The following is a 20,054-nucleotide window of genomic DNA, read 5'->3' as shown; positions in this document are numbered from 1 at the left end:
AATGAAAAAGTGGTTCCTACTTGCCATTTTGTCAGCAGTAGCTGCCTGTGCATATCCAGCAGAGGCAGAAGCCGGTTCTGTGCTAATCTCCGTTAACGATGACATGAAATGGGAGAATTTTCGCACACCGGATGGTCTTTCACCTGGAACAGATGTGAAACCTTTGCCGGGTGCGGGTCTGGTCCGGGTATCCTCTTCCGATAAAGGAAACCTCGAGAAAACTGTAAAAAAAATTGAACAGCAGCTGGAACCTTACATTCTGGAGAGCGGTTCGGACCCGGAAATGAAATTGCCTGATATACCGAAAGATTCGTTCATTAGCTGGCCAGTGATTTCCTCTGCGCTCCTTTATAAAAACTGGGGCTGGGATGTCAAAGCTGTCACCGAAGGCGGAAAAAGCTATGAGCTGCACAGAGGAAGCCGGAACGTTGAAATAGCGGTCGTTGATACCGGAATTGACCTTGAACATCCTGATTTGAAAGAAAGCATCGTCCGGCCAGGTCAATCCTTCGTACCAAATTCTCCTTCGACAGATGATAACAATGGCCATGGGACGATGACTGCGGGGATGATATCGGCAAATGGAGAGCTGCTTGGAGTAGGGCCGGGTCTTGGCATTGTCCCATATAAGGTCATGGACAAGGATGCGGGACAATTCTCGTGGATGATTGAGGGGGTCCTGGCCGCCATCCGGGACCGTGCAGATGTGATTCAAATCAGTCTCGGCACGTACAAATCACTTTCTGATAAAGACGAAAGAATTGCGGTAAGAGCATTTGAAAAAGCAGCGGGACTTGCCCGAAGAAATGGCATTCTCATAGTAGCCAGTGCGGGCAATGAGGGAATTGATCTATCGAATCCGGGCAGGGCAGGGGAACAATTGGGCAGACCTGGTGAGCGAATGGTGCATTTGCCTGGCGGAAGCCTCAAAAACACGGTATCCGTATCAGCTGCGACGAGACAGAACCAGCTCGCTCCTTACTCAAATTATGGAAAAGAAATTGATTTTACCGCTCCGGGCGGCGTTTTGGACTATACGGATCAAACCCTTGCTCCCCTTATTTTGACAACCTATCCGATAGACCTTCCCCAGCCTGTTATTCCGTTTTACCTGGGTATGCCTAAAGGATACGAATTTTCTGCCGGCACCAGCCTGGCTGCGCCGAAAACCGCGGCTACAGCAGGGCTTATTATTTCAGCTTATTTGGAGAAGCACGGGAAAAAACCAAGCGCTGACAAAGTTCTGGATATCATGCGGAGATCCGCAAATGATCTCGGTATGCCGGGCTCTGATCCGCAATTCGGATCAGGCATGATTAATGCGTTTCAAGCGTTAAAACTGGCAGCAGAAGAAAAATAAGGATGGAAGCCTGCACAAAATATTAGCAGGCTCTTTTTTATGAATTCACTTGCCTGGAGCTTGCATCTTTTTAGGAAAAAAATACTAAATTTCTCCTTTGGTGTCAAAAATACTTTACATTAAGTAAAAAGTTTTTTACTCTGAATGTAGAGGTGAACATCGATGTCTCAAAAATATAACGGAGTACTCCACAACCGCATAGCTATTCTAAGGGCTGAAAAGGGCTGGACCCAGAAGGAAGTGGCCGACCGGCTTGGGGTCAGCAGACAGACGGTCATCAGTATGGAAAAGAACAAATATACGCCGTCTCTGATCTTGGCGTTTGAGCTAGCGGAGCTTTTCGAAAAGAACGTGAACGAAGTGTTTCAATATGACACAAATAAAGAGAGGGACGACTGATGCTTAATCAAGAGATGATTGAACTGGCAAATAACATTTTGACGCAAACCGCTTTCATTTCCATGATCATATTTATCTTTTTCTACATCAAAGAAGGAAAAGATGAGCGGGGCGGAATGATTTTTAATGTGTTTTTTCGGAGCATGTTCATTGTACTTTCGGTCAGTATTATCGGAATTACAAACGTGCAATTCTGGTTCAGCGTTTCGGATGAATGGTTCCGGCTGCTGATTAATCTTGCATTATCCGCAACCTATACGTTCGGAGGAATTTACCTTTTGTATTTGCGCTTTAAGTTTTAAACAAATGCTGTTGTTTTATCTGTTGATCAAACCAAAAAGTCGGCAGCCATTCTAAATAAAGGAGCGTTTAAATTGATACTTGAAACGAAAGGTTTGACAAAGGTGTACGGGAAACAGGAGATTGTCAGCGGGGTAAATCTGCAGCTTGAAAAGGGTCAGATTTACGGGTTCTTAGGTCCGAATGGTGCAGGAAAAACAACGACGATGAGGATGATCCTCGGATTGACCAAGCAGGCTCGCGGGGAGATCCTGCTGTTTGGCAAAAGCCTGAAAACGGACCGGATTCAAATCTTGAAAAGAATTGGCTCTTTAATTGAGACCCCAAGCTTTTACAGCCATCTTACCGGTTTGGAAAATGTAAGGATTGCTGCGAAATTATATGGTGTGGATGACAGAAAAAGAGTGGATGAAGTGTTCTCGCTGGTGCGGCTGGAGCATGCCATACACCGGAAAGCTGGTACCTATTCATTGGGGATGAAGCAGCGGCTCGGTCTTGCTATGGCGCTGATTCACAGACCTGAGCTGCTGATTCTGGATGAGCCGACAAATGGTCTGGACCCTGAAGGAATTCAGGAGATGCGCGAGCTGATCAAGAACATGCCTTCTATTATGAATACAACTGTGCTGGTTTCAAGTCATCTTCTCAGTGAGGTGGAACAAATGGCTACCCATGTCGGAATCATCCATCAGGGATCAATGAAGTTCCAGGGAACCATGGAGGAATTAAAAAAGCAAAACAGCGGACACCTCCTGATTCGTACGAATGATCCGGAGAGAGCCTGGTCCATACTCAAAGAAAAAGGATTTATCGCCAAGCTCCAGGGAGACCAACTTAAAATCAGTGATGCAAGACCCGAAATTATCCAGCAGATTCAGCAGCAGCTCATTTCCAATGATGTGACCATACTTCGGATGGAAGAAGAAAAATCATCACTGGAAAAAATGTTTATGCAAATGACGAAAAGAGAGAATGCTTCATGAGGCAGATTCTGTCATCGGATTTGATTAAGCTGAGGCGAAGCTGGTTCCTTGAAGTTACAGCGGCGGTTCCGATTCTCATGTGTCTCCTCATTTCTGTCTTTTTCTGGTATTACCGGAATACCGGCATGGAGCCCTTTAAAATCTGGGGCGTCGTGTTTGAGTTTCTTTTCCTGATATTAAATCCAATGATTTTTGTAACGATTGCCGTCATTGCCTCCATCCTGAGTTCCGTTGAACATCAATCATCAATGTGGAAGCAGCTTCTGTGCATGCCGATCTCCAAAACGTCCTTTTACATGACCCGGATTGGGTTGGTGCTGTCGGCAACTCTCGGGGTCGGAGCCATTATGACAGCCGGAACCTATTTCCTTGGGAGTGTATTCGGCCTCACGGACGGAATGCGCTTTACCCAGTTTTTTGTCCATATTTTCTTTCCTTTTCTCATCAGCATTCCCTATCTTTGTTTTCAAACGTGGCTGTCATTGACTGTACAGCATCAGGCGCTGCCGATTTCAGCGGGAATTGCGGCTGTCTTTATCGGGCCGCTCATGAAAGATTGGGCCGTCTGGACTCCGTGGGGTTTCCTTTCAGCTTATTCGGTTCCGGTTTCCATTCCGGAGGGAGCCGTTATCGGAGCAACAGCCGATTATACAATTGACTGGAGCTTCCTGGTTATCATGATCCCATTGACCTGTATGCTTCTGCTGATTGGCACTATTCATTTTCATCAAAAAGAATTTCACTAGGAGTGACTTTGAATGCGAACTCTTTTACAAATGGAATGGGAAAAATCCAGGAAGACAAATATTTGGCTGATCATCCTGCTTATGACGGGAATCCCCGTCGTCTATGGTGTTGTCATCTACACTAAGGTGATGGTTGGCGAATACAATTCACCGTTTGAAAATCAGTGGCTGATGGCCTGGATGATTACAAGTCTGTTTTACGCAAGCGTGTTTTTGCCGATGCTTTCTGGAATGATTGCTTCTTCTTTGTGCAGATATGAAGAGAGGGGAAACAACTGGCTCAAGCTGTTCACTTATCCGGTGAAGCATGAGGCTCATTTCTTTTCGAAAACGTTATGGCTGTTCATGCTGCTTGCGCTGGCGCAGGTAATTGCGCTGGCTCTGTTTATCCTGCTTGGCTCTTTTCTTGGAATTAAGGGTGCTGTTCCATGGGGCACCTTATTCAAAAGCAGCCTGCTTGGATGGATGGGTGTCTGCGGACTTTCAGTCATCCAGTTTTTGATCGCCTATTATCTCAAAAGCTATATAAAAAGCATGATCCTGAACGTATTCCTATGCTGCATCGCATTTTTAACCGCAACTTCAGCTGCCGGTCAGACGTTCGGCATGTTTTATCCCTGGACGATGCCATATGCGGGTACTGTCGAAAACAGCTCCGGCATTCTCATTTCATTTACAAAGCTGTTCTTCCTTTACACATCCTGTTTTTTGCTGGTCGTTTTGGCTGCAGGGCAGAAGATTTTTGTTAACAGAACTCATTGAATGAATTAGAACGTTATCTTTCTGGCGTGCTGAAGTGTTCATCTCTCCTTATAAAGAGCTTCGCATATTCTCGGCTGGTCAACCTATTTAGGTCAATGTTGACATTCAGCAGAGAATACCTTAAAATTATCTTGAATTCGAGATATTAACTCATGTTTATATAGATTGAAGAAAGAGAAACTACTTTTAAAGGAGAGATGTATCAATGAAAACAGCCGGTATTCACCATATTACGGCAATTGTCGGCCATCCGCAGGAAAACGCTGATTTTTATGCAGGAATTCTCGGGCTTAGATTAGTGAAACAAACGGTTAACTTTGATGATCCGGGGACATACCATCTTTACTTCGGAGATGAAGGGGGCCATCCGGGAACCATTATTACCTTTTTCCCCTGGCCGGATGCTTACCAGGGAACGATTGGCGACGGCCAGGTCGGTGTAACGTCGTATGCTGTTCCAAAAGGAGCTCTGACGTTTTGGGAAGAAAGACTTGGGAGACTAGGCGTGCCGTTTGAAAAGATGGAACGGTTTGGCGAGTCATTCCTTGTATTTGACGACCCTCACGGACTGCATCTTGAGCTTGTTGAGAGGGAAGAAGGAAAACTGAACTCATGGGAGTTTGGCGGTGTTACGACCAATGTTGCGATAAAAGGTTTCGCAGGTGCAACTCTCCTGTCCGCACGTCCTGAAAAAACGGCAGAACTCCTTGAAAGGGTGATGGGATATGAAAAGATCGCCGAAGAGCGGGACTTTATCCGTTTTCGTTCAACGGCTGATATCGGAAACATCATTGATTTGAAGATGACTCCGATTGGCCGGGGAAGAATGGGGGTAGGCACCGTTCATCACATTGCTTTCCGGGCAGAAGACGACAGCAATCAGCTTCAATGGCAGCAGCATGTCGCAAGAAGCGGCTACCAGGTGACGCCTGTGCAGGACCGCCAGTATTTTAATGCGATCTACTTCAGGGAGCACGGTGAGATCCTGTTTGAAATCGCAACAGATCCTCCTGGATTTGCGCATGATGAAGAGGTGCTCGGCGAAAGACTTATGCTGCCGGAGCGGTATGAGACGCAGAGGGATAAGATTGAGAAGGTGCTTGCACCGTTTGAAATAAGGGAAGTGTAAGAACCCAGAAAAAACCCGGACTCCGCATGTATCCGGGTTTTACATATTTTTAAAGGAACAGCACCATATGCTCTTCATCAAAATAGGTGCCGTTCGCTTTCAGGGCTCTTTTTTCACAGCCATATACTGAAAAGCCTAACGAGGCGTAAAGGTGCCAAGCAGACTGATTGCTGCTGACAACAGAAAGCTGCAGCTGTTCTGTGTCTTCCAGCTGCCCGGCATGATCAATAGCCGCTGTCATAAGCTTTCTGCCAATGCCCTTTCCCCGGTAAGTTGGAGAGACATACATCGCGAAGATGGAGGCTTTATGTTTGAGTTTCGCTTTCGTTTCAGGTACAAGCGTAACAACCCCTGCAAGTGCATCCCCGTCAAAAGCGCCAAACGTATACGTGTGCTCGGCGTCGAGCCTTGCTTTGAAGAAGTCTATTGTATAAAGCAGCTCTTCTTCGTAGCTTGAGCCAAACGCTTCAGGGCTGGTTTTCAGGCCTTCAAGGCGGATGCCGCGGTATGCGGCGGCATCGTGTCCGTTTAGAATCCGGATCTTCATAGGCGCCTCCAAAAATGGTTTTAAGTAAGATTGCAGTGCCTGAACGATTTCATTCAGCCATACTTTTTCTGATGCTCTTTTTTCAATATCAAATAGTCTTCATCTTCCCTGATTTTGATCCATTTCTCCTTGAAGATAGAAGCAGATTCAGCTTTTTCTTCGTCAATGTCACGCTCGTGAAGGTCGCCGTCCTCCTTATACTTTTGCCCGCCCTTATAATTGGCGTAGCGTCTGGCGCGGGTGTAGCCCATCTGGATGAACTTCCGCGCCATGTCCATTCCGACAAAATCGCCATTTTCTTTGTATTCTTCATACATCGCGTAAATCGTTTCTGAAGATTTCTTCGCAATCTCAGGTGTTTTAAACCGCCAGTGGGGAAGGATTTCACCTTTATATGGCTCAACAAGCAAAACGCCCTGCTCGCCTCTGCCGACCCGGTACTTTTCGGGATTCTTTCGGAAATCCGTATGTTCGAAGTCCTCGTCATAATTGAATGCCATGTCCATCACCTCTGTACTCTTTACCCCAAAACAAAGAATGTTATCTGAAAATGGCAGCAAACAAACCGGTCAAAACAAGTGCGGCAAACATGGCAGCCGCGACAGCCTTCCCTCTGCTGATTTCAGGTTTTGATTTCCTATAGCCAAGCTTCCGGCTGACAAGCTTTCCAGCTGTGAAATGGCTGATGTAATAGGGAACAAGAATCACGATCAAATACAGCCAGAAAAGCGGATTGAACACAATGAAGAAAAAAAGGAACGCCGGCCAGAAAAGAATTCCGGCTTTTCTTCTGATGAAGGAATGAGTCTGCAGGATACGAAGCAAATATCTGTGAACAGCATATTCCGTTTTCAGCATATCGAGGTATTGTTCCCTGTAATCCTGATCTTCAGGGTCAATTTCCGCAGCGCTGCGGCTGAGTTCTCTTGCCTGTTTGAAATCGCCGCGGTTGAAGGCGGTATTGGCCAGAGTATAATACACATAGGGATTATCCTCATTGCTTTTCAAAGCCATTTGCTCGTATTCTTTCGATTTTTTCTTTTTCCCTGCAAGCAGGAGGAGATTGCTGTAGGCTGCAAGGTATGTGGCATCTTCGGTTTCATGAACAAGCGCAATCTCCATGAGTCCCAAAGCATTCTTCCATTTATTCTTCTGCAGGGCTCTAAGGGCTTTAAGATAATAGAGGTGCGCTGTGTCCGGATAGAGATGGAGAGCACTTTCTGCAGCCGCATCAAATGCTTTCCATTCACCAATATTGAAGAGGGCCATGACAAGTATGAGGTGACCGGTGAAGTCTTCCGGATCTTTACGGAGGGCTTCTTTTGAAAAATGGACAGCTGCAGGAAAATCCTCCTTATCTGCATAGATCCTGGCAAGAAGCGAATACGAACGGGCCTCCTCAGGATCAGACGCAATCAGTGCATGTGCTTCTTCAATAGCCTGGCTGTAATTTTTCCAGTCTGTCAGTTTGCGGATCCTCTCCTCATAGAAGCTGAACATCACCGGATGCCATGCACTTTCATATAGTCCAGAACGTGCTGATAATCCTTATTCGTATCGCTGAACGTCGCATAGTTCTTAGCTGTTGAAAACCATTCAAGCGTTGTAGGATTCCGGTTCTTTGCAGCTTTTAGGACATCTGCATGTGACATTGGCTGCAGGGAACCATGTTCGAGTGAGCGTTCAATGGCTTTTGATACGGCATCATCCACAACCTGAGTCAGATCAGCTCCTGAAAAGTGCGAGGTTGCCTTAGCCACTTTCGATAAATCAAGTTTCTCCTGAGGCTTATCTTTTGTTTTGAGCGTCAAAATCAGCTCGCGCTCCTCCTGTGAGGGAGGCGGGATGAAAATGAGAGAGTTAAACCTTCCCGGCCTTCGCAGCGCCGGATCAAGATACCAGGGTGTATTCGTCGCCCCGATGATGTACACCTGATCGTTGAACGACTGCAGTCCGTCAAGCTCCAAAAGTAGCTGATTGACGATCATCCGGTCGTGGTGCTGGCTCATGCGGTGCCGGTTTCCCCCAAGGGCGTCAAGCTCATCAATAAACAGCACACACGGCTTCTGCTCCCGTGCTTTCTCAAAAACATCGTGCAGATTGTGCTCGCTCTGGCCGACATACATGGAAAGAATCGCTTGGAGCTCAAGGTGGATAAAGCTTGCATTGATCTCACCTGCAATCGCTTTTGCTAAAAATGTTTTCCCGCATCCCGGAGGCCCGTACAGCAAAAGGCTGCCGCCGCTCTTTTTACCAAAGGCCTGAAAAAACTCAGGCGACTGGATGGGCATAATAAAATCCATTCGGATCCGTTTTTTCACATCCTCAAGTCCGCCCACATCATCAAATGTCTCCTGCGGCTGGACCGTCTCGACCAGGCTGTTTTTATCCTTATCAAATTGAATCACTTTCAAATTCCTGCGCTTCTTATCATCGCCTGAGCTCACAACCATACCTCCTGTACTGAACAATCATTCTTCTTTGATACTAGCAAAATATGAAAGTATTTCCAAGATGAAGAATACCTGGTTCAGGAGGGAGTTAAAACGACCGAGAATGCAGATTTGCTTCCGGCTAATAAGTTATAATGACCAATCATGCAAGTTTGACTGCCTTCTGGCAAATCACAAAAACTGAGAATGCATGGTGTTGACAGCGGCGGAGCCAATACAACCGAGAATGTTTCATTTACTGCCAACTTGTAAGAAAATACAACCGGGAATACATGATTTACTACCAACGATCGAGGATTTACAGCCAGCTTCCTATCAAATCCCAAATCATTGACATCTGCTTTCAGCGGGTGTATAGTATATCTATAATATCTCGAATTCAAGATAATTTTATGGAGGGATTTACATGCTGCCGTTAAAAGGGATTCACCATGTATCAGCCATTACAGCAAAAGCACCTCAAAACTATGAGTTTTATACGAAAACACTTGGTCTTCGGCTAATTAAGAAAACAGTCAATCAGGACGATGTGTCTGTGTATCATCTGTTTTACGGGGATGAAAAAGGAAATCCGGGCACAGAGCTGACGTTTTTTGAAATTGCCAATGCAGGCAGGGTCCACGAAGGAGTCAACAGCATTTCCGCTACATCGCTCCGCGTGAAAAGCGATGCGGCACTCTCCTACTGGAAAGAGCGCTTTGAGAAGCACAATGTGGAGCACGGGGAGATTACTGAGGCATTTGGCCGCCTGACTCTTTCTTTCAGAGATTTTGAAGGGCAGCGGCTGATTCTGGTATCTGATGAGAACAATTCGGGAGTTGCCGCAGGAACACCTTGGGAGAAGAGCCCGGTTCCGGCTGAATATGCGATTACCGGACTTGGTCCAGTCAAGCTGACAGTGGCTGTTCCTGAACGGACGATTGAAATTCTGACAGATATTCTCGGTTTCCGGGCGAAAGGCAGCTATCCGTCTGATGTACCCGGCCAGCCGGATATTCAGGTGTTTGAAACGGGAGAAGGCGGCACAGGAGCAGAGGTGCATATCGAAGAGCGCCTCGATCTGCCGCAGGAGCGTCTTGGACGCGGAGGAGTTCACCACGTGGCATTCCGTGTTGAAAATGAAGAAGAGATGCACAAGTGGATTGAGAAGCTGAAAGCTGAGCGCATCCCGAGTTCAGGATTTGTCGACCGTTTTTACTTCCGTTCCCTTTACTTCCGGGAGCCTAACGGCATCCTTTTCGAACTTGCAACAGACGGTCCGGGATTTGATACTGATGAGGAGCTTGAGCATCTCGGCGAAGCACTTGCTCTTCCTCCGTTCCTTGAGCCGCGCCGTGCTGAAATTGAAGCAAAGCTGAAGCCCCTGGATACATCACTCAGCTGACATAGTAAAACCCCGGCCTGATTTTAAGGACCGGGGTTTTCTGCTTGATTAAAAGAATCTGCTGCAGGTTCTACACTTGAAACTGAGCTTCATAAAGACGCTTATATCCTTTGCCTTCCGCCATTAGTTCATCATGGGACCCCTGTTCCGCAATTCCGTCTTTGTTGACGACGATGATCCTGTCTGCGTTTTTAATCGTGGCCAGCCTGTGGGCAATGACGAGAGTCGTTCTGCCTTCTGACAGCTTGGCCAGGGATTCCTGGATGGCTTTTTCTGTTTCAGTATCGAGAGCGGATGTCGCTTCATCCAGAATAAGAATCGGCGGATTTTTAAGAAACATCCTTGCAATGGATAAGCGCTGTTTTTGGCCGCCTGAAAGCTTTACACCGCGTTCGCCGATGACCGTGTCAAGTCCGTCCGGCAGGGAGTAAATCAGTTCTTCTAGCTGGGCATGCCGGGCAGCTTCCCATATTTCAAGGTCTGACGCACCCAGCTTGCCGTATGCGATGTTTTCTCTCATCGTTCCTGAAAAAAGAAAAACATCCTGCTGAACAATGCCAATTTGTGTCCGGAGCGACTGAAGCGTGAGGTCGCGGATGTCTGTTCCGTCGATTGTGATGCTCCCGCCGGTCACTTCGTAAAAGCGCGGAAGAAGACTGCAGAGTGTCGTTTTTCCCGCACCGGAAGGACCGACGAATGCAACAGTTTCGCCTGCATTGATGGATAAATCGATGCCGTCTAATACTTTGTCATGATTTCCATAACCGAATGAGACCTTATCATACCGTATGTTTCCTTTAAGTGGACCAGCCGTCACAGCTCCGGGACGGTCTTCTATATCAGGTTCTGTGTCTATTAATTCAATATAGCGTTTAAAGCCTGCAATTCCTTTCGGATAGCTCTCAATAATCGCATTGATTTTTTCAATCGGACGGAACAGCACATTTGTAAGCAGGACAAAACCAATAAATTCTCCGTATGTCAGTTCCTTTTGAATAACAAACCACGTGCCGCATACAAGGACGAACAGAGTGACGAGGCGCATCAAAAGGTAGCTGATGGAAAGATTCATCGCCATAATCTTATATGCCGTAAGCTTTGACAGCCTGAAGCGCAGGTTGTTTTTCTGAAACTGCTTTTTTTCAAACCTTTCATTTCCGAAAGCCTGAACAACGCGAATGCCGCTTACGTTGTTTTCAACTCTTGCGCTGAAATCCGCCACATCTGTGTACAGCTGATGAATGGCTGCCGTCATTTTGTTGTTGAAATAAATGGCGAGGAAAAGCAGGAACGGAATAACAAGGAACGTCAGCAGAGCAAGTTTTACATTGATGGCAAGCATGACGGAGAATGCGCCGATTAACGTCATCACCGCGATAAACAAATCCTCAGGTCCGTGATGGGCAAGCTCGCCGATTTCCATCAAATCATTTGTCAGCCGGGATATTAAATGCCCGGTTTTCGTATTGTCAAAAAAGCGGAAGGAAAGCTTTTGAATGTGTTCAAACAGTTTTTTCCGCATATCAGTCTCAATGTTAATGCCAAGCATATGTCCCCAGTAGGTCACAACATACTGAAGAACAGTGTTCAGCAAGTAAAGGAATAGCAGTCCTGCGCAGGCCCAGATAATCAGATTCCAGTCTCCGCCCGGAAGCAGACGGTCGATAAAAGCATTTACGACAAGCGGAAATCCGAGTTCAAGCAGTCCTGCAATGACGGCACAGGTAAAATCAATGATAAACAGTCCTTTATATGGGCGGTAATAAGTGAAAAAACGCTTAAGCATAAGGGGGACCTCTCTTTTTTCCATTTTCTACAACAAGTATAAGGGCAGATTCGCGCTCTGAACAATAAAAACTTGAAAGACAAGGTCTTAATTAAACGTTTGTTTAATATTTATTTAATGGATTAAAGCAGTTGATTGCAGGGTATGGAAAGAGAGGGAGAAGATGCTTTTCACAATCATTTAAGGAGTGAAACGATGATCACGGTGCCTAAATATTTGCTTGAAAAAGAAGATATGACCAATCCTGAAATCGTTCCCGAATGGGTTATAAGGGAATATCAGAATTTCAGAAGTGTCGTCACAAATAAAACGTTCCCATGCTACTTCGGAATGGCCGCAGAAAAAAAGGGAGAGCTGAGATATGCTTACATATCAAAAGAAGACTGGTCTAATCTTCCGGAAGCCCTGATTGCGTTTAAGAAGCTGTTTGACGAAGCTGAGAAGCTCATTCGCCACGGTCTGTTTGTATTCGTTGAACCGGAGGAGGACGAAAAATCGATTCCGTACTACCGGGAGTATTTCTGGAATGTGCTTCAGTACCTTCATGATATCGACAAAGAGCCTTGGCCGAAAGATTACCCGCAGGATCCGGATCATCACCTCTGGGCCTTTTCGTTTGCCGATGAACCGTACTTCGTCTTTGGAAATGCCCCCGCCTACAAACAGCGGAAAACAAGAGATCTTGGGGCAAGTTTAGTGCTTGGTTTCCAGCCGCGCCGCATATTTGAAGGACTCGAAGGCACGTCAGAGGGCGGCAGCATGTCCCGCGAAAAAGTGAGGGAGCGGGTTGAAAAGTGGGATCAGCTTCCAAAGCACCCGAACATCAGCCACTACGGGGACCCGGATCACAGAGAGTGGAAGCAGTATTTTATCGGAGATGACATTGAGCCCATCCAGGGGAAATGCCCTTTTCATCATAAGTAAGAAGAAGCTGCCTGATTTACCTGGCAGCTTTTTGTCTGTGTGCACTATCTGTACTCCCTCAAATCCTTTAGCCAGAACCACCCGATCATCCCGATAACAGTGAGAAGCAAACCGCAAATGAGAAGCACATGCCCTCCGCCAAAGAGATCGGTGAAAAACGAAGCTGCAGCGAGGCCGGCAGGAGGGAGAACACTCGTAAGAGCACCAATCGTTCCGAACACTCTTCCCTGCATGCTGCTCGTTACCTCGAGTCTGAGTATGACATTTATGAGCAGGGTACTGAACGAAAATAAAAATCCCACCAGCAAAATCACAGGAATTCCAATCACAGCCGAATCAATCTTTCCAAGAATGACATAGAGGGGCCCGAGAGCGATTGTACTGCCAAGAATAATCATGCCTCTGTGAACCAGTTTCTTTTCAAACACCATGATCAGCCCCGCACCGGCCATATACCCAAGCGGAATGCTTGCTTCAATCAGGCCGAATTCAGCAGGGGATGCTTTCCACTCTTTAATGGCAATTACCTGAATGATCATTAGGGATGTGGTGAAAAACAGAATGAGAACAGGTGATAGAATCGTGATCGCCCGTGCGAACGGTTCTTGCCATATATATGAGAATCCAGTGAGCAAATCCTGCTTAAACGTTGTTTTTTCTGCATAGGTCTCCCTGTGCTCGGGAAAATTTTTCACCGCGAGAACGAGAATCACAGATACAAAGAACATAAGCGCATCAATTAAAATAGCCGCAACACCGCCAAAAGCAGCCACGACGATTCCGCCGGCAGCAAACCCAAGTGTTCTTGCAATGTTGTCTGCAAGACTCATAGCACCTGTTGCTGACTGGATCTTCTCTTTGCCTACCACATCAGTGAGCGAAGCGTTAAAAGCAGGACCCTTAAACAACCCGGAAAGTGCTGTACCTGCAGTAAGCAGGATAATGACCCAGAACGGGGTTTCCACCGCGATTGCTGCCGCGAGACAAACTACAAGCAAACACCTGATCAAGTCTGATATCCACATCATTTTTTTCCGGTTCATCCTGTCTGCTGCCGTGCCTGCTATGGAGGCAAAACACGTGGTCACAAGCATATGAGTGATAAGGACGGCAGACATGAGGGCTGCGCTGTCATAAGTTTTGAGCACCCAGATATTCAGGGCAATTGTGTGAAACGTGCCGCCAAAAATGGAGAGTGTGTAGGCGGTGAAGAGCGACAAAAAGGTCTTGTTTGTCCATAAGCTTTGCTGTTTCAGCAAGACGTGAGCAGACTGAGGTTCAGCCATCGTATTCAGCCCCTTTGCTTAATCGTTTAAGTGGGAGTGGTTTGCTGTAGCTGGGTCGAAATAATACACTTAACTTAAACGTTTAAGTTAAGTGTATGCAGTTTCATTCAATCTGTCAATCAGTCTTTTTTTCACAGGCAAATTGTTTAAGTTGACCGCATCGGTGATAAAGATAAGAAAAAGACGGAAAAAGAGGTGCGGGGCATGTTTACAGCGTTCACAAAAAATTTCAGCCGGCCAAAAGGATTTTTAGGGATTGTAGCAGGAAAAATCATGGCACTTGAGAACACAACAATTAATAAATGGACGATCGGCAAACTGAAGATAAGGCCGGGGGACCGTATTCTGGAAATAGGATTTGGACCGGGGTACAGCATCGGCTATATGCTGAAACATCACCGCAGAGTCATTATAGACGGGGTGGATGTCTCTGAAACGATGAAGGAACAGGCAGAAAAGCAGTTCAGCAGCTATGTGAAAAACGGGCGCGTGAAATTAATGAAGGCCGATGCCGAAACAGTCGAGCTGCCTGCAAACACGTACGACAAGCTGCTTTCGGTCAACAATTACACGATATGGAACGACCCTCGCGCAGGGCTTGAGAATCTCACGAAATCCTTGAAGCCCGGAGGAATGGCGGCCATCACAATGCAGCCAAGGGAAGAGGATGCTTCAGCGGAAAAAACAAAAATGTTCGGCAGACAGATCCGCGATGACATGCTCGCCTGCGGCTATGAAGATGTAAGAGTATCCTTTAAAAAAGTGCGTCCTGAATTGACTGTCTGCGTGACAGGCATTAAAAAAGGAGGAAGATGAATGAACGTCCAGCATGAGCTGTTTGAAGGAGATGGAACCATTCCGAATAATACGGAGTTTCCGCTGCTCGTATACAAAGCCGCTTTTTCTGAAAAAGAGGAATTTGAACATGCATTGAAAAAGAACAGCTGGAACGGAGCCTGGGTCAACGGAGTCTACAACTATCATCATTTTCACAGTTCCGCGCATGAAGTACTCGGCGTACTCAGCGGAAGGGCTGAGGTTCTTTTTGGAGGAGAAGAAGGCCGCAAGCTTTTATTGGAAAAGGGAGATGTAGCGGTCATTCCGGCTGGAGTCGGCCACAAATGCCTCCAGAAAGATGCGGACTTCCAAGTCATGGGGGCCTATCCGGACAATGAGGAAATGGATATGTGCACAGGGAAACCGGAGGAATACGAGGAAGCCATCAGCCGGATTAAGCAAGTGCCGCTGCCTTCACATGATCCATTTTACGGGGAAAATGGTCCGCTGTTTGAGTATTGGAAAGTTGGAGAATGAAGCCACAACGCTTGCAGCATCACAAGGGAAAGTAGCGTCACTCACCGGAGTGATGCCGCAAATCCGTCTGCAGCATAAGAGAGGTGGCGCAATTCGCCGTAGTGCCTCCACTCACCGTAGTGCCGCCACAAGTCAGTCTGCACCATCAGAGAAAGTGGTGCCACTCACCTGAGTGATGCCACAAGTCAGTCTGCAACATAAGAGAAAGTGGTGCCACTCACCGGAGTGATGCCACAAATCCGTCCGCACCATAAGAGAAGTAGCGCAACTCTACAGAATGACGCCACAAATCCCACAGCATCATAAAAGAAAATGGCGCCACTCACCGGAGTGACGCCACAACCCTGATTGCATCATAAGGGAAAGTGGCACAACTCTCCAGAATGATGCCACAAGCCTAGCAACATCTTATAGAAAGTGGCGTCTCTGGCCCGGAGTGCCTCTTCAACTCGCGTGTCTAAATGCCGCGGGTGTTTATGGTTTGACACAATCACCTCAAATCATGTACTATACGTTTATAAGATTAAACATATAAACACTTAAAAGGCGGTAATAATAAAATGGAACAAATTCAATCCATTCTTGCGGCCCAAAGAGAGTATTTTTTAAAGGGACATACAAGAAAACTCGAGGACCGCAAAAAAAACCTGGATCGTCTCCGCAAGTCGATAAAAAGAAACGAGCAGGCCATTATAGATGCACTGAATAAGGACTTAAACAAATCCGAGTTTGAGGCCTATACAACAGAAATCGGGATCCTGCTTGAAGAGATCTCTTTTGCGGGCAAACATTTAAAAAAGTGGGCAGCCCCCGAAAAAGTGAAAACGGCGGTTACCCATATCGGCACAACCGGGCGGATTATCCCTGAACCTTACGGAACGGCACTGATTATCGCCCCGTGGAACTATCCCTTCCAGCTTGCTTTATCGCCGCTTGTCGGTGCCATATCGGCAGGGAATACAGCGGTCTTAAAGCCTTCTGAATTCGCTCCGGCTGTATCCGCTCTGCTGAAGAAGATAATTGAAGAAACGTTTCCAAAGGAGTATATCGCCGTCATTGAAGGCGGAATAGAAACGAATCAGCAGCTTCTGGCAGAGAAGTTCGATACGATTTTCTTCACCGGCAGCGTGCCGGTCGGCAAAATTGTGATGGAGGCCGCATCGAAGCATCTGACACCTGTTACTCTAGAGCTTGGCGGGAAAAGTCCATGTATTGTTCACAAGGACGCTGACCTTAAGCTCTCTGCTCGCAGAATTGCTTTCGGAAAGTTTACAAATGCAGGCCAAACCTGTATTGCACCTGACTATTTAATGGTTCATGAAGACATAAAAGAGGAATTTATGACACTGCTCAAGTCGGAAATTGAGCAAATGTTCGGCAAGGATCCTCTCCAGAATGAAAAGTACAGCCGTATGATCAGCGAAAAACATTTTGACCGTCTGACAGAGTTTTTTAAAGATGGGACCATTCTTCATGGAGGCGAGTCAGATAAATCCACGCTCACAATTGCTCCGACCATCATTGGGGATGTGGCAGCAGATTCTCCTGTTATGCAGGAGGAGATCTTCGGACCGATTTTCCCTGTACTCCAGTACAGGGAGCTGGAAGAAGCCATCTCTTTTATCCAGGCACGCCCTAAACCGCTTGCGCTTTATTTATTCACATCAAGCAAGCAGACAGAAGAGCAGGTGGTCACCAGGGTTTCTTTTGGAGGAGGCTGCATCAATGATACGCTTATGCACATCGCAACTCCGCACCTGCCGTTTGGAGGAGTAGGAGAAAGCGGAATGGGCAATTATCACGGCAAATTCAGCTTCGATGCTTTTTCTCACTATAAAAGTGTTTTGAATCAAACAACCAGATTTGACTTGAGCTTCCGTTATCCGAATGCGAAAAACGGGTTGAAGATTGTGAAGCGGCTTTTAAAGTAATAGATCTTGATTTGAAGAATCCCAACAGAAAAAAGTTGAAAATATGAAAAAATAAAAACCAAAGATGAAGAAAGTTCACGTTACCCTTCATTAAAGGATTAAGACCATCACCACTAATCTTACCTATGTTATGTGAATGAAACAAAAAATGGTTTCCTAGTCTGGAAACCATTTTTGCATTTGACCATATGGTGTTACCCATTCGATTATCTTTTTTACGTAAAGAAGAAACAATTACTATTCACTGTCTCAGTTGATGTACAAAATTCTCAAAGATAGAGGTGATATTGATTGTTTTTTTTCTAGAAATAACGGACTAGATAATAAATTGTATACCTAAAACAATGAAAGCCCTACCTCTCTTTCATCCTTACGGCTCCTTGTCCGTGCCAGTGTGAATCAGGATTGCAAAAATCAAGCGATTATTTTATCGAGTTATTTGATGAAACTTCAAACGTTCGTAAAAGAAATTCAAAAATAGAAATGGATTAGATTGCAGAAATAACAAAAGAGGTTAATGCTCTAATAGTGAGCTGAAGAAGTTGGCTGTTTTTGAAAAGATTTACTTTTAATAATCATCATATTCCCGTCAAATTCAGGGTATTCTCGGGAGTTGTAATACATTATTTATAATTAACCTTAACAGAAACTATTTATTTGATGATCAGTGATCCCTTTAATGACTCCCAGTTCACTAATCAAAAATTCATGTGCGTTATCCAACATTTTTTTTTCACTTGTATTAAGTGCTTTTTCTTTCTTCATACGCATTAAATCACGTATAACTTCAGCACCTTCTTGGATTTTACCGGTTTTAATTTTGTCCGTGTTTACTTTATACCTTTGTTTCCACGTCAGTAATCTATCTGATTCTCCATGCTGAAAAATGTGTATGATGTGCTTTAATGCAAGTATGTCAGTAACTGGGCGTATACTTGAACTCAATATTTTATCCGTAGGAATCATGACTTGCATATTACCTATTAACATATTTATGACATAATATTGTTGGTTTTTCCCTGATATTTCCTTGTCTTCTATAGCTTTAATTATACCGACTCCGTGCATTGGATAAACAATGTTATCGCCAATTTGAAACAAATAATCCACCTCCATATATGGTAACCTTCTTAAGCTTAACATATAGATTATTTTTTATCAAATTTTTAATAATATCATAAATATATTTTAAGTGTCAACTATTTTTTCTTGGGAGATTAAAAAAGAAAAATTGGCAGGAAACGTGTTGGATTACCAATAAAGGGAAGGTGGATTTTCCTGCGAATATCAAAAAAAAAGCATACCAATTTCTATGCAAATTAGTATGCCGATTGATATATGATTTACCGTGTTATTTAGGACGCTGTTTTTTCTTACGCTGCTTTTCTTTTAAACCGCGGATACTGAACCAAAATCGCCACAACACCGCACAGGGCAATCAGTACCGGATAAAACGAGTACGGCAGAATGCTTGTCGGCGAGATGGAAGCAAATTCAGCCGCTGAAAGCATCTGCGCACCGTAAGGAATAAGTCCCTGGATGCTGCATGAAAAGATATCGAGAAGACTTGCTGATTTTCGTTTATCGATGTCATACTTGTCCGCCATATCTTTGGCAAGAGGTCCAGTAGCAATGATTGAAATTGTGTTGTTTGCAGTTGCAAGGTTCGTTGAGCTGACAAGGCCGGCTATGGCAAATTCCGCTCCTTTTTTAGAGGAAATGCGCTTTGTCATCGTTTCAAGAATAAAGTGAATGCCGCCGTTTCGCTTAATCAGTTCCACCATACCTCCGATCAGGAGTGAAAGGATAACAAGCTCGGCCATTCCCATAATGCCGTCTGTTATTTTCTGCAGAAAGGCTGTCAGTGTGTAGCTGCCGTCTGCTATTCCAATCATACCGGAAAGGATAATTCCGCCTGCAAGAACAACAATCACATTCATTCCGAGCAGGGCTGCTGCAAGAACCCCGATGTATGGAAGCATTTTTACCCAGCTGTATGCGTCGGGCGAAACAGGCGCCTGACCTCCAAGTGTCATCACAAACAGAATGACGCACGTTACGATGGCTGCAGGCAGGACGATGAATAAGTTTACTTTAAACTTGTCTCTCATTTCCGTTTGCTGTGTTCGAACAGCCGCAATGGTTGTATCCGAGATGAACGATAAGTTATCTCCAAACATGGCACCGCCAATAATGGCACCCATTGCAAGAGCCGCAGAGATGTCTGCCTCTGTACTTATTCCGACTCCAATCGGCGCAAGAGCTGCAATCGTTCCTGTAGACGTACCCATCGCAAGCGAAATAAACGCACCAATGATAAACAGTCCTGCAATCAGCAGGCTTTGAGGGAGAAAGGTAAGTGCCAGGTTAACCGTCGACTCAACGGCGCCCATCCCTTTTGCCACCTCCGAAAAAGCACCCGCAAGAATAAAGATAAAGACCATGATCATTAGGTCAGGGTGTCCCGCTCCTTTTGAGAAACTCTCCACTTTTGATGTGAAGCTTTCTTTCCGGTTCATGATAAGGGCTGCCGCTGCGGCAACAAGGATTGCCACAAGGATCGGCATTTTGTAGAAGTCTCCCGTGATGATGCCCGATCCAACAAACAGTCCGATGAAAATAACGAGGGGCAAAAGTGCCCATCCGTTAGCTTTTGTGTCCATAATAACCACCTTTCAATTCTTCATATTCATAGTGTTCCGCTCTCTGCAGATAAAACTTGGCTGCATAAAAAAAGATCTCCTCTTGAT

General features: G+C 45.6%; 20 protein-coding genes. 12 read left to right on the top strand and 8 right to left on the bottom strand.

What is annotated here, in order from left to right; translation table 11 throughout:
* Position 1 precedes the first annotated feature (1 nt).
* From MHB63_07835 to MHB63_07805, 7 genes are all read left to right on the top strand, one after another.
* Complete coding sequence (locus MHB63_07835) at positions 2 to 1,360, top strand: S8 family serine peptidase (GenBank protein MEK3806474.1); 1,359 nt, start codon at positions 2 to 4, stop codon at positions 1,358 to 1,360.
* Positions 1,361 to 1,522: 162 nt separating this feature from the next.
* Positions 1,523 to 1,759, top strand: coding sequence for a helix-turn-helix transcriptional regulator (locus MHB63_07830; GenBank protein ID MEK3806473.1), 237 nt, complete (start codon positions 1,523 to 1,525; stop codon positions 1,757 to 1,759).
* Positions 1,759 to 2,061 (top strand): hypothetical protein, encoded by a 303-nt coding sequence (locus tag MHB63_07825; GenBank protein ID MEK3806472.1) that lies wholly within the window; start codon positions 1,759 to 1,761, stop codon positions 2,059 to 2,061. Before MHB63_07830 ends, MHB63_07825 begins: the two co-directional genes overlap by 1 nt.
* A gap of 72 nt (positions 2,062 to 2,133) precedes the next feature.
* The gene (locus MHB63_07820; GenBank protein ID MEK3806471.1) at positions 2,134 to 3,042 is read left to right on the top strand and encodes an ABC transporter ATP-binding protein; all 909 of its coding nucleotides are present in this window, start codon (positions 2,134 to 2,136) and stop codon (positions 3,040 to 3,042) included.
* Positions 3,039 to 3,788 (top strand): ABC transporter permease, encoded by a 750-nt coding sequence (locus MHB63_07815; GenBank protein ID MEK3806470.1) that lies wholly within the window; start codon positions 3,039 to 3,041, stop codon positions 3,786 to 3,788. The genes MHB63_07820 and MHB63_07815 overlap by 4 nt, the downstream gene beginning before the upstream one ends.
* A 12-nt stretch (positions 3,789 to 3,800) precedes the next feature.
* On the top strand, positions 3,801 to 4,550 hold the full coding sequence (locus MHB63_07810; GenBank protein ID MEK3806469.1) for an ABC transporter permease: 750 nt from the start codon (positions 3,801 to 3,803) through the stop codon (positions 4,548 to 4,550).
* A 205-nt stretch (positions 4,551 to 4,755) separates the two neighbouring features.
* Positions 4,756 to 5,679, top strand: a complete 924-nt coding sequence (locus tag MHB63_07805; GenBank protein MEK3806468.1) for a ring-cleaving dioxygenase — start codon at positions 4,756 to 4,758, stop codon at positions 5,677 to 5,679.
* Positions 5,680 to 5,728: 49 nt separating this feature from the next.
* Here MHB63_07805 and MHB63_07800 read toward each other — a convergent pair whose 3' ends face one another.
* The 4 genes from MHB63_07800 to MHB63_07785 are packed head-to-tail and all read right to left on the bottom strand — an operon-like array spanning position 5,729 to position 8,673.
* A complete protein-coding gene (locus MHB63_07800) occupies positions 5,729 to 6,226 on the bottom strand; it encodes a GNAT family N-acetyltransferase (protein MEK3806467.1) in 498 nt (165 codons plus the stop codon).
* 53 nt (positions 6,227 to 6,279) lie between these two features.
* The gene (locus tag MHB63_07795) at positions 6,280 to 6,726 is read right to left on the bottom strand and encodes a DUF4385 domain-containing protein (GenBank protein MEK3806466.1); all 447 of its coding nucleotides are present in this window, start codon (positions 6,724 to 6,726) and stop codon (positions 6,280 to 6,282) included.
* A 40-nt stretch (positions 6,727 to 6,766) separates the two neighbouring features.
* Positions 6,767 to 7,726, bottom strand: coding sequence for a tetratricopeptide repeat protein (locus tag MHB63_07790; GenBank protein MEK3806465.1), 960 nt, complete (start codon positions 7,724 to 7,726; stop codon positions 6,767 to 6,769).
* Positions 7,726 to 8,673 (bottom strand): ATP-binding protein, encoded by a 948-nt coding sequence (locus MHB63_07785; GenBank protein MEK3806464.1) that lies wholly within the window; start codon positions 8,671 to 8,673, stop codon positions 7,726 to 7,728. The genes MHB63_07790 and MHB63_07785 overlap by 1 nt, the downstream gene beginning before the upstream one ends.
* Before the next feature lie 415 nt (positions 8,674 to 9,088).
* Between MHB63_07785 and MHB63_07780 the strand changes: the two genes are divergently transcribed.
* A complete protein-coding gene (locus tag MHB63_07780; GenBank protein MEK3806463.1) occupies positions 9,089 to 10,063 on the top strand; it encodes a ring-cleaving dioxygenase in 975 nt (324 codons plus the stop codon).
* A 70-nt stretch (positions 10,064 to 10,133) separates the two neighbouring features.
* Here MHB63_07780 and MHB63_07775 read toward each other — a convergent pair whose 3' ends face one another.
* Positions 10,134 to 11,849 (bottom strand): ABC transporter ATP-binding protein, encoded by a 1,716-nt coding sequence (locus tag MHB63_07775; protein ID MEK3806462.1) that lies wholly within the window; start codon positions 11,847 to 11,849, stop codon positions 10,134 to 10,136.
* A 195-nt stretch (positions 11,850 to 12,044) separates the two neighbouring features.
* Here MHB63_07775 and MHB63_07770 point away from each other — a divergent pair, with 195 nt between their 5' ends.
* Positions 12,045 to 12,773 carry a YqcI/YcgG family protein gene (locus MHB63_07770; protein ID MEK3806461.1) on the top strand — a complete coding sequence of 243 codons (729 nt, stop codon included), beginning with the start codon at positions 12,045 to 12,047 and terminating at the stop codon, positions 12,771 to 12,773.
* A gap of 44 nt (positions 12,774 to 12,817) precedes the next feature.
* Here the strand turns inward: MHB63_07770 and MHB63_07765 are convergent, their stop codons facing one another.
* Entirely contained in the window at positions 12,818 to 14,059 is a 1,242-nt protein-coding gene (locus MHB63_07765; protein ID MEK3806460.1) for an MFS transporter, read from the bottom strand.
* Positions 14,060 to 14,263: 204 nt separating this feature from the next.
* On the opposite strand from MHB63_07765, the gene MHB63_07760 reads away from it, so the two are divergent.
* The 3 genes from MHB63_07760 to MHB63_07750 all read left to right on the top strand — a co-directional run bounded on the left by MHB63_07760 (position 14,264) and on the right by MHB63_07750 (position 17,304).
* Positions 14,264 to 14,875, top strand: a complete 612-nt coding sequence (locus MHB63_07760; GenBank protein ID MEK3806459.1) for a class I SAM-dependent methyltransferase — start codon at positions 14,264 to 14,266, stop codon at positions 14,873 to 14,875.
* Complete coding sequence (locus MHB63_07755; GenBank protein ID MEK3806458.1) at positions 14,876 to 15,373, top strand: cupin domain-containing protein; 498 nt, start codon at positions 14,876 to 14,878, stop codon at positions 15,371 to 15,373.
* 560 nt (positions 15,374 to 15,933) lie between these two features.
* A complete protein-coding gene (locus tag MHB63_07750) occupies positions 15,934 to 17,304 on the top strand; it encodes an aldehyde dehydrogenase (GenBank protein MEK3806457.1) in 1,371 nt (456 codons plus the stop codon).
* Positions 17,305 to 17,943: 639 nt separating this feature from the next.
* Here MHB63_07750 and MHB63_07745 read toward each other — a convergent pair.
* Positions 17,944 to 18,405 (bottom strand): CarD family transcriptional regulator, encoded by a 462-nt coding sequence (locus MHB63_07745; GenBank protein MEK3806456.1) that lies wholly within the window; start codon positions 18,403 to 18,405, stop codon positions 17,944 to 17,946.
* 272 nt (positions 18,406 to 18,677) lie between these two features.
* Entirely contained in the window at positions 18,678 to 19,970 is a 1,293-nt protein-coding gene (locus tag MHB63_07740) for a Na+/H+ antiporter NhaC family protein (protein MEK3806455.1), read from the bottom strand.
* Positions 19,971 to 20,054 lie beyond the last annotated feature (84 nt).

Source organism: Bacillus sp. FSL H8-0547, assembly GCA_038002745.1.
Classification (GTDB): Bacteria; Bacillota; Bacilli; order Bacillales; family Bacillaceae; genus Bacillus_P.
Note: the sequence above shows the minus strand (reverse complement) of the source record. Positions and strands in the feature narration are given on the sequence as shown.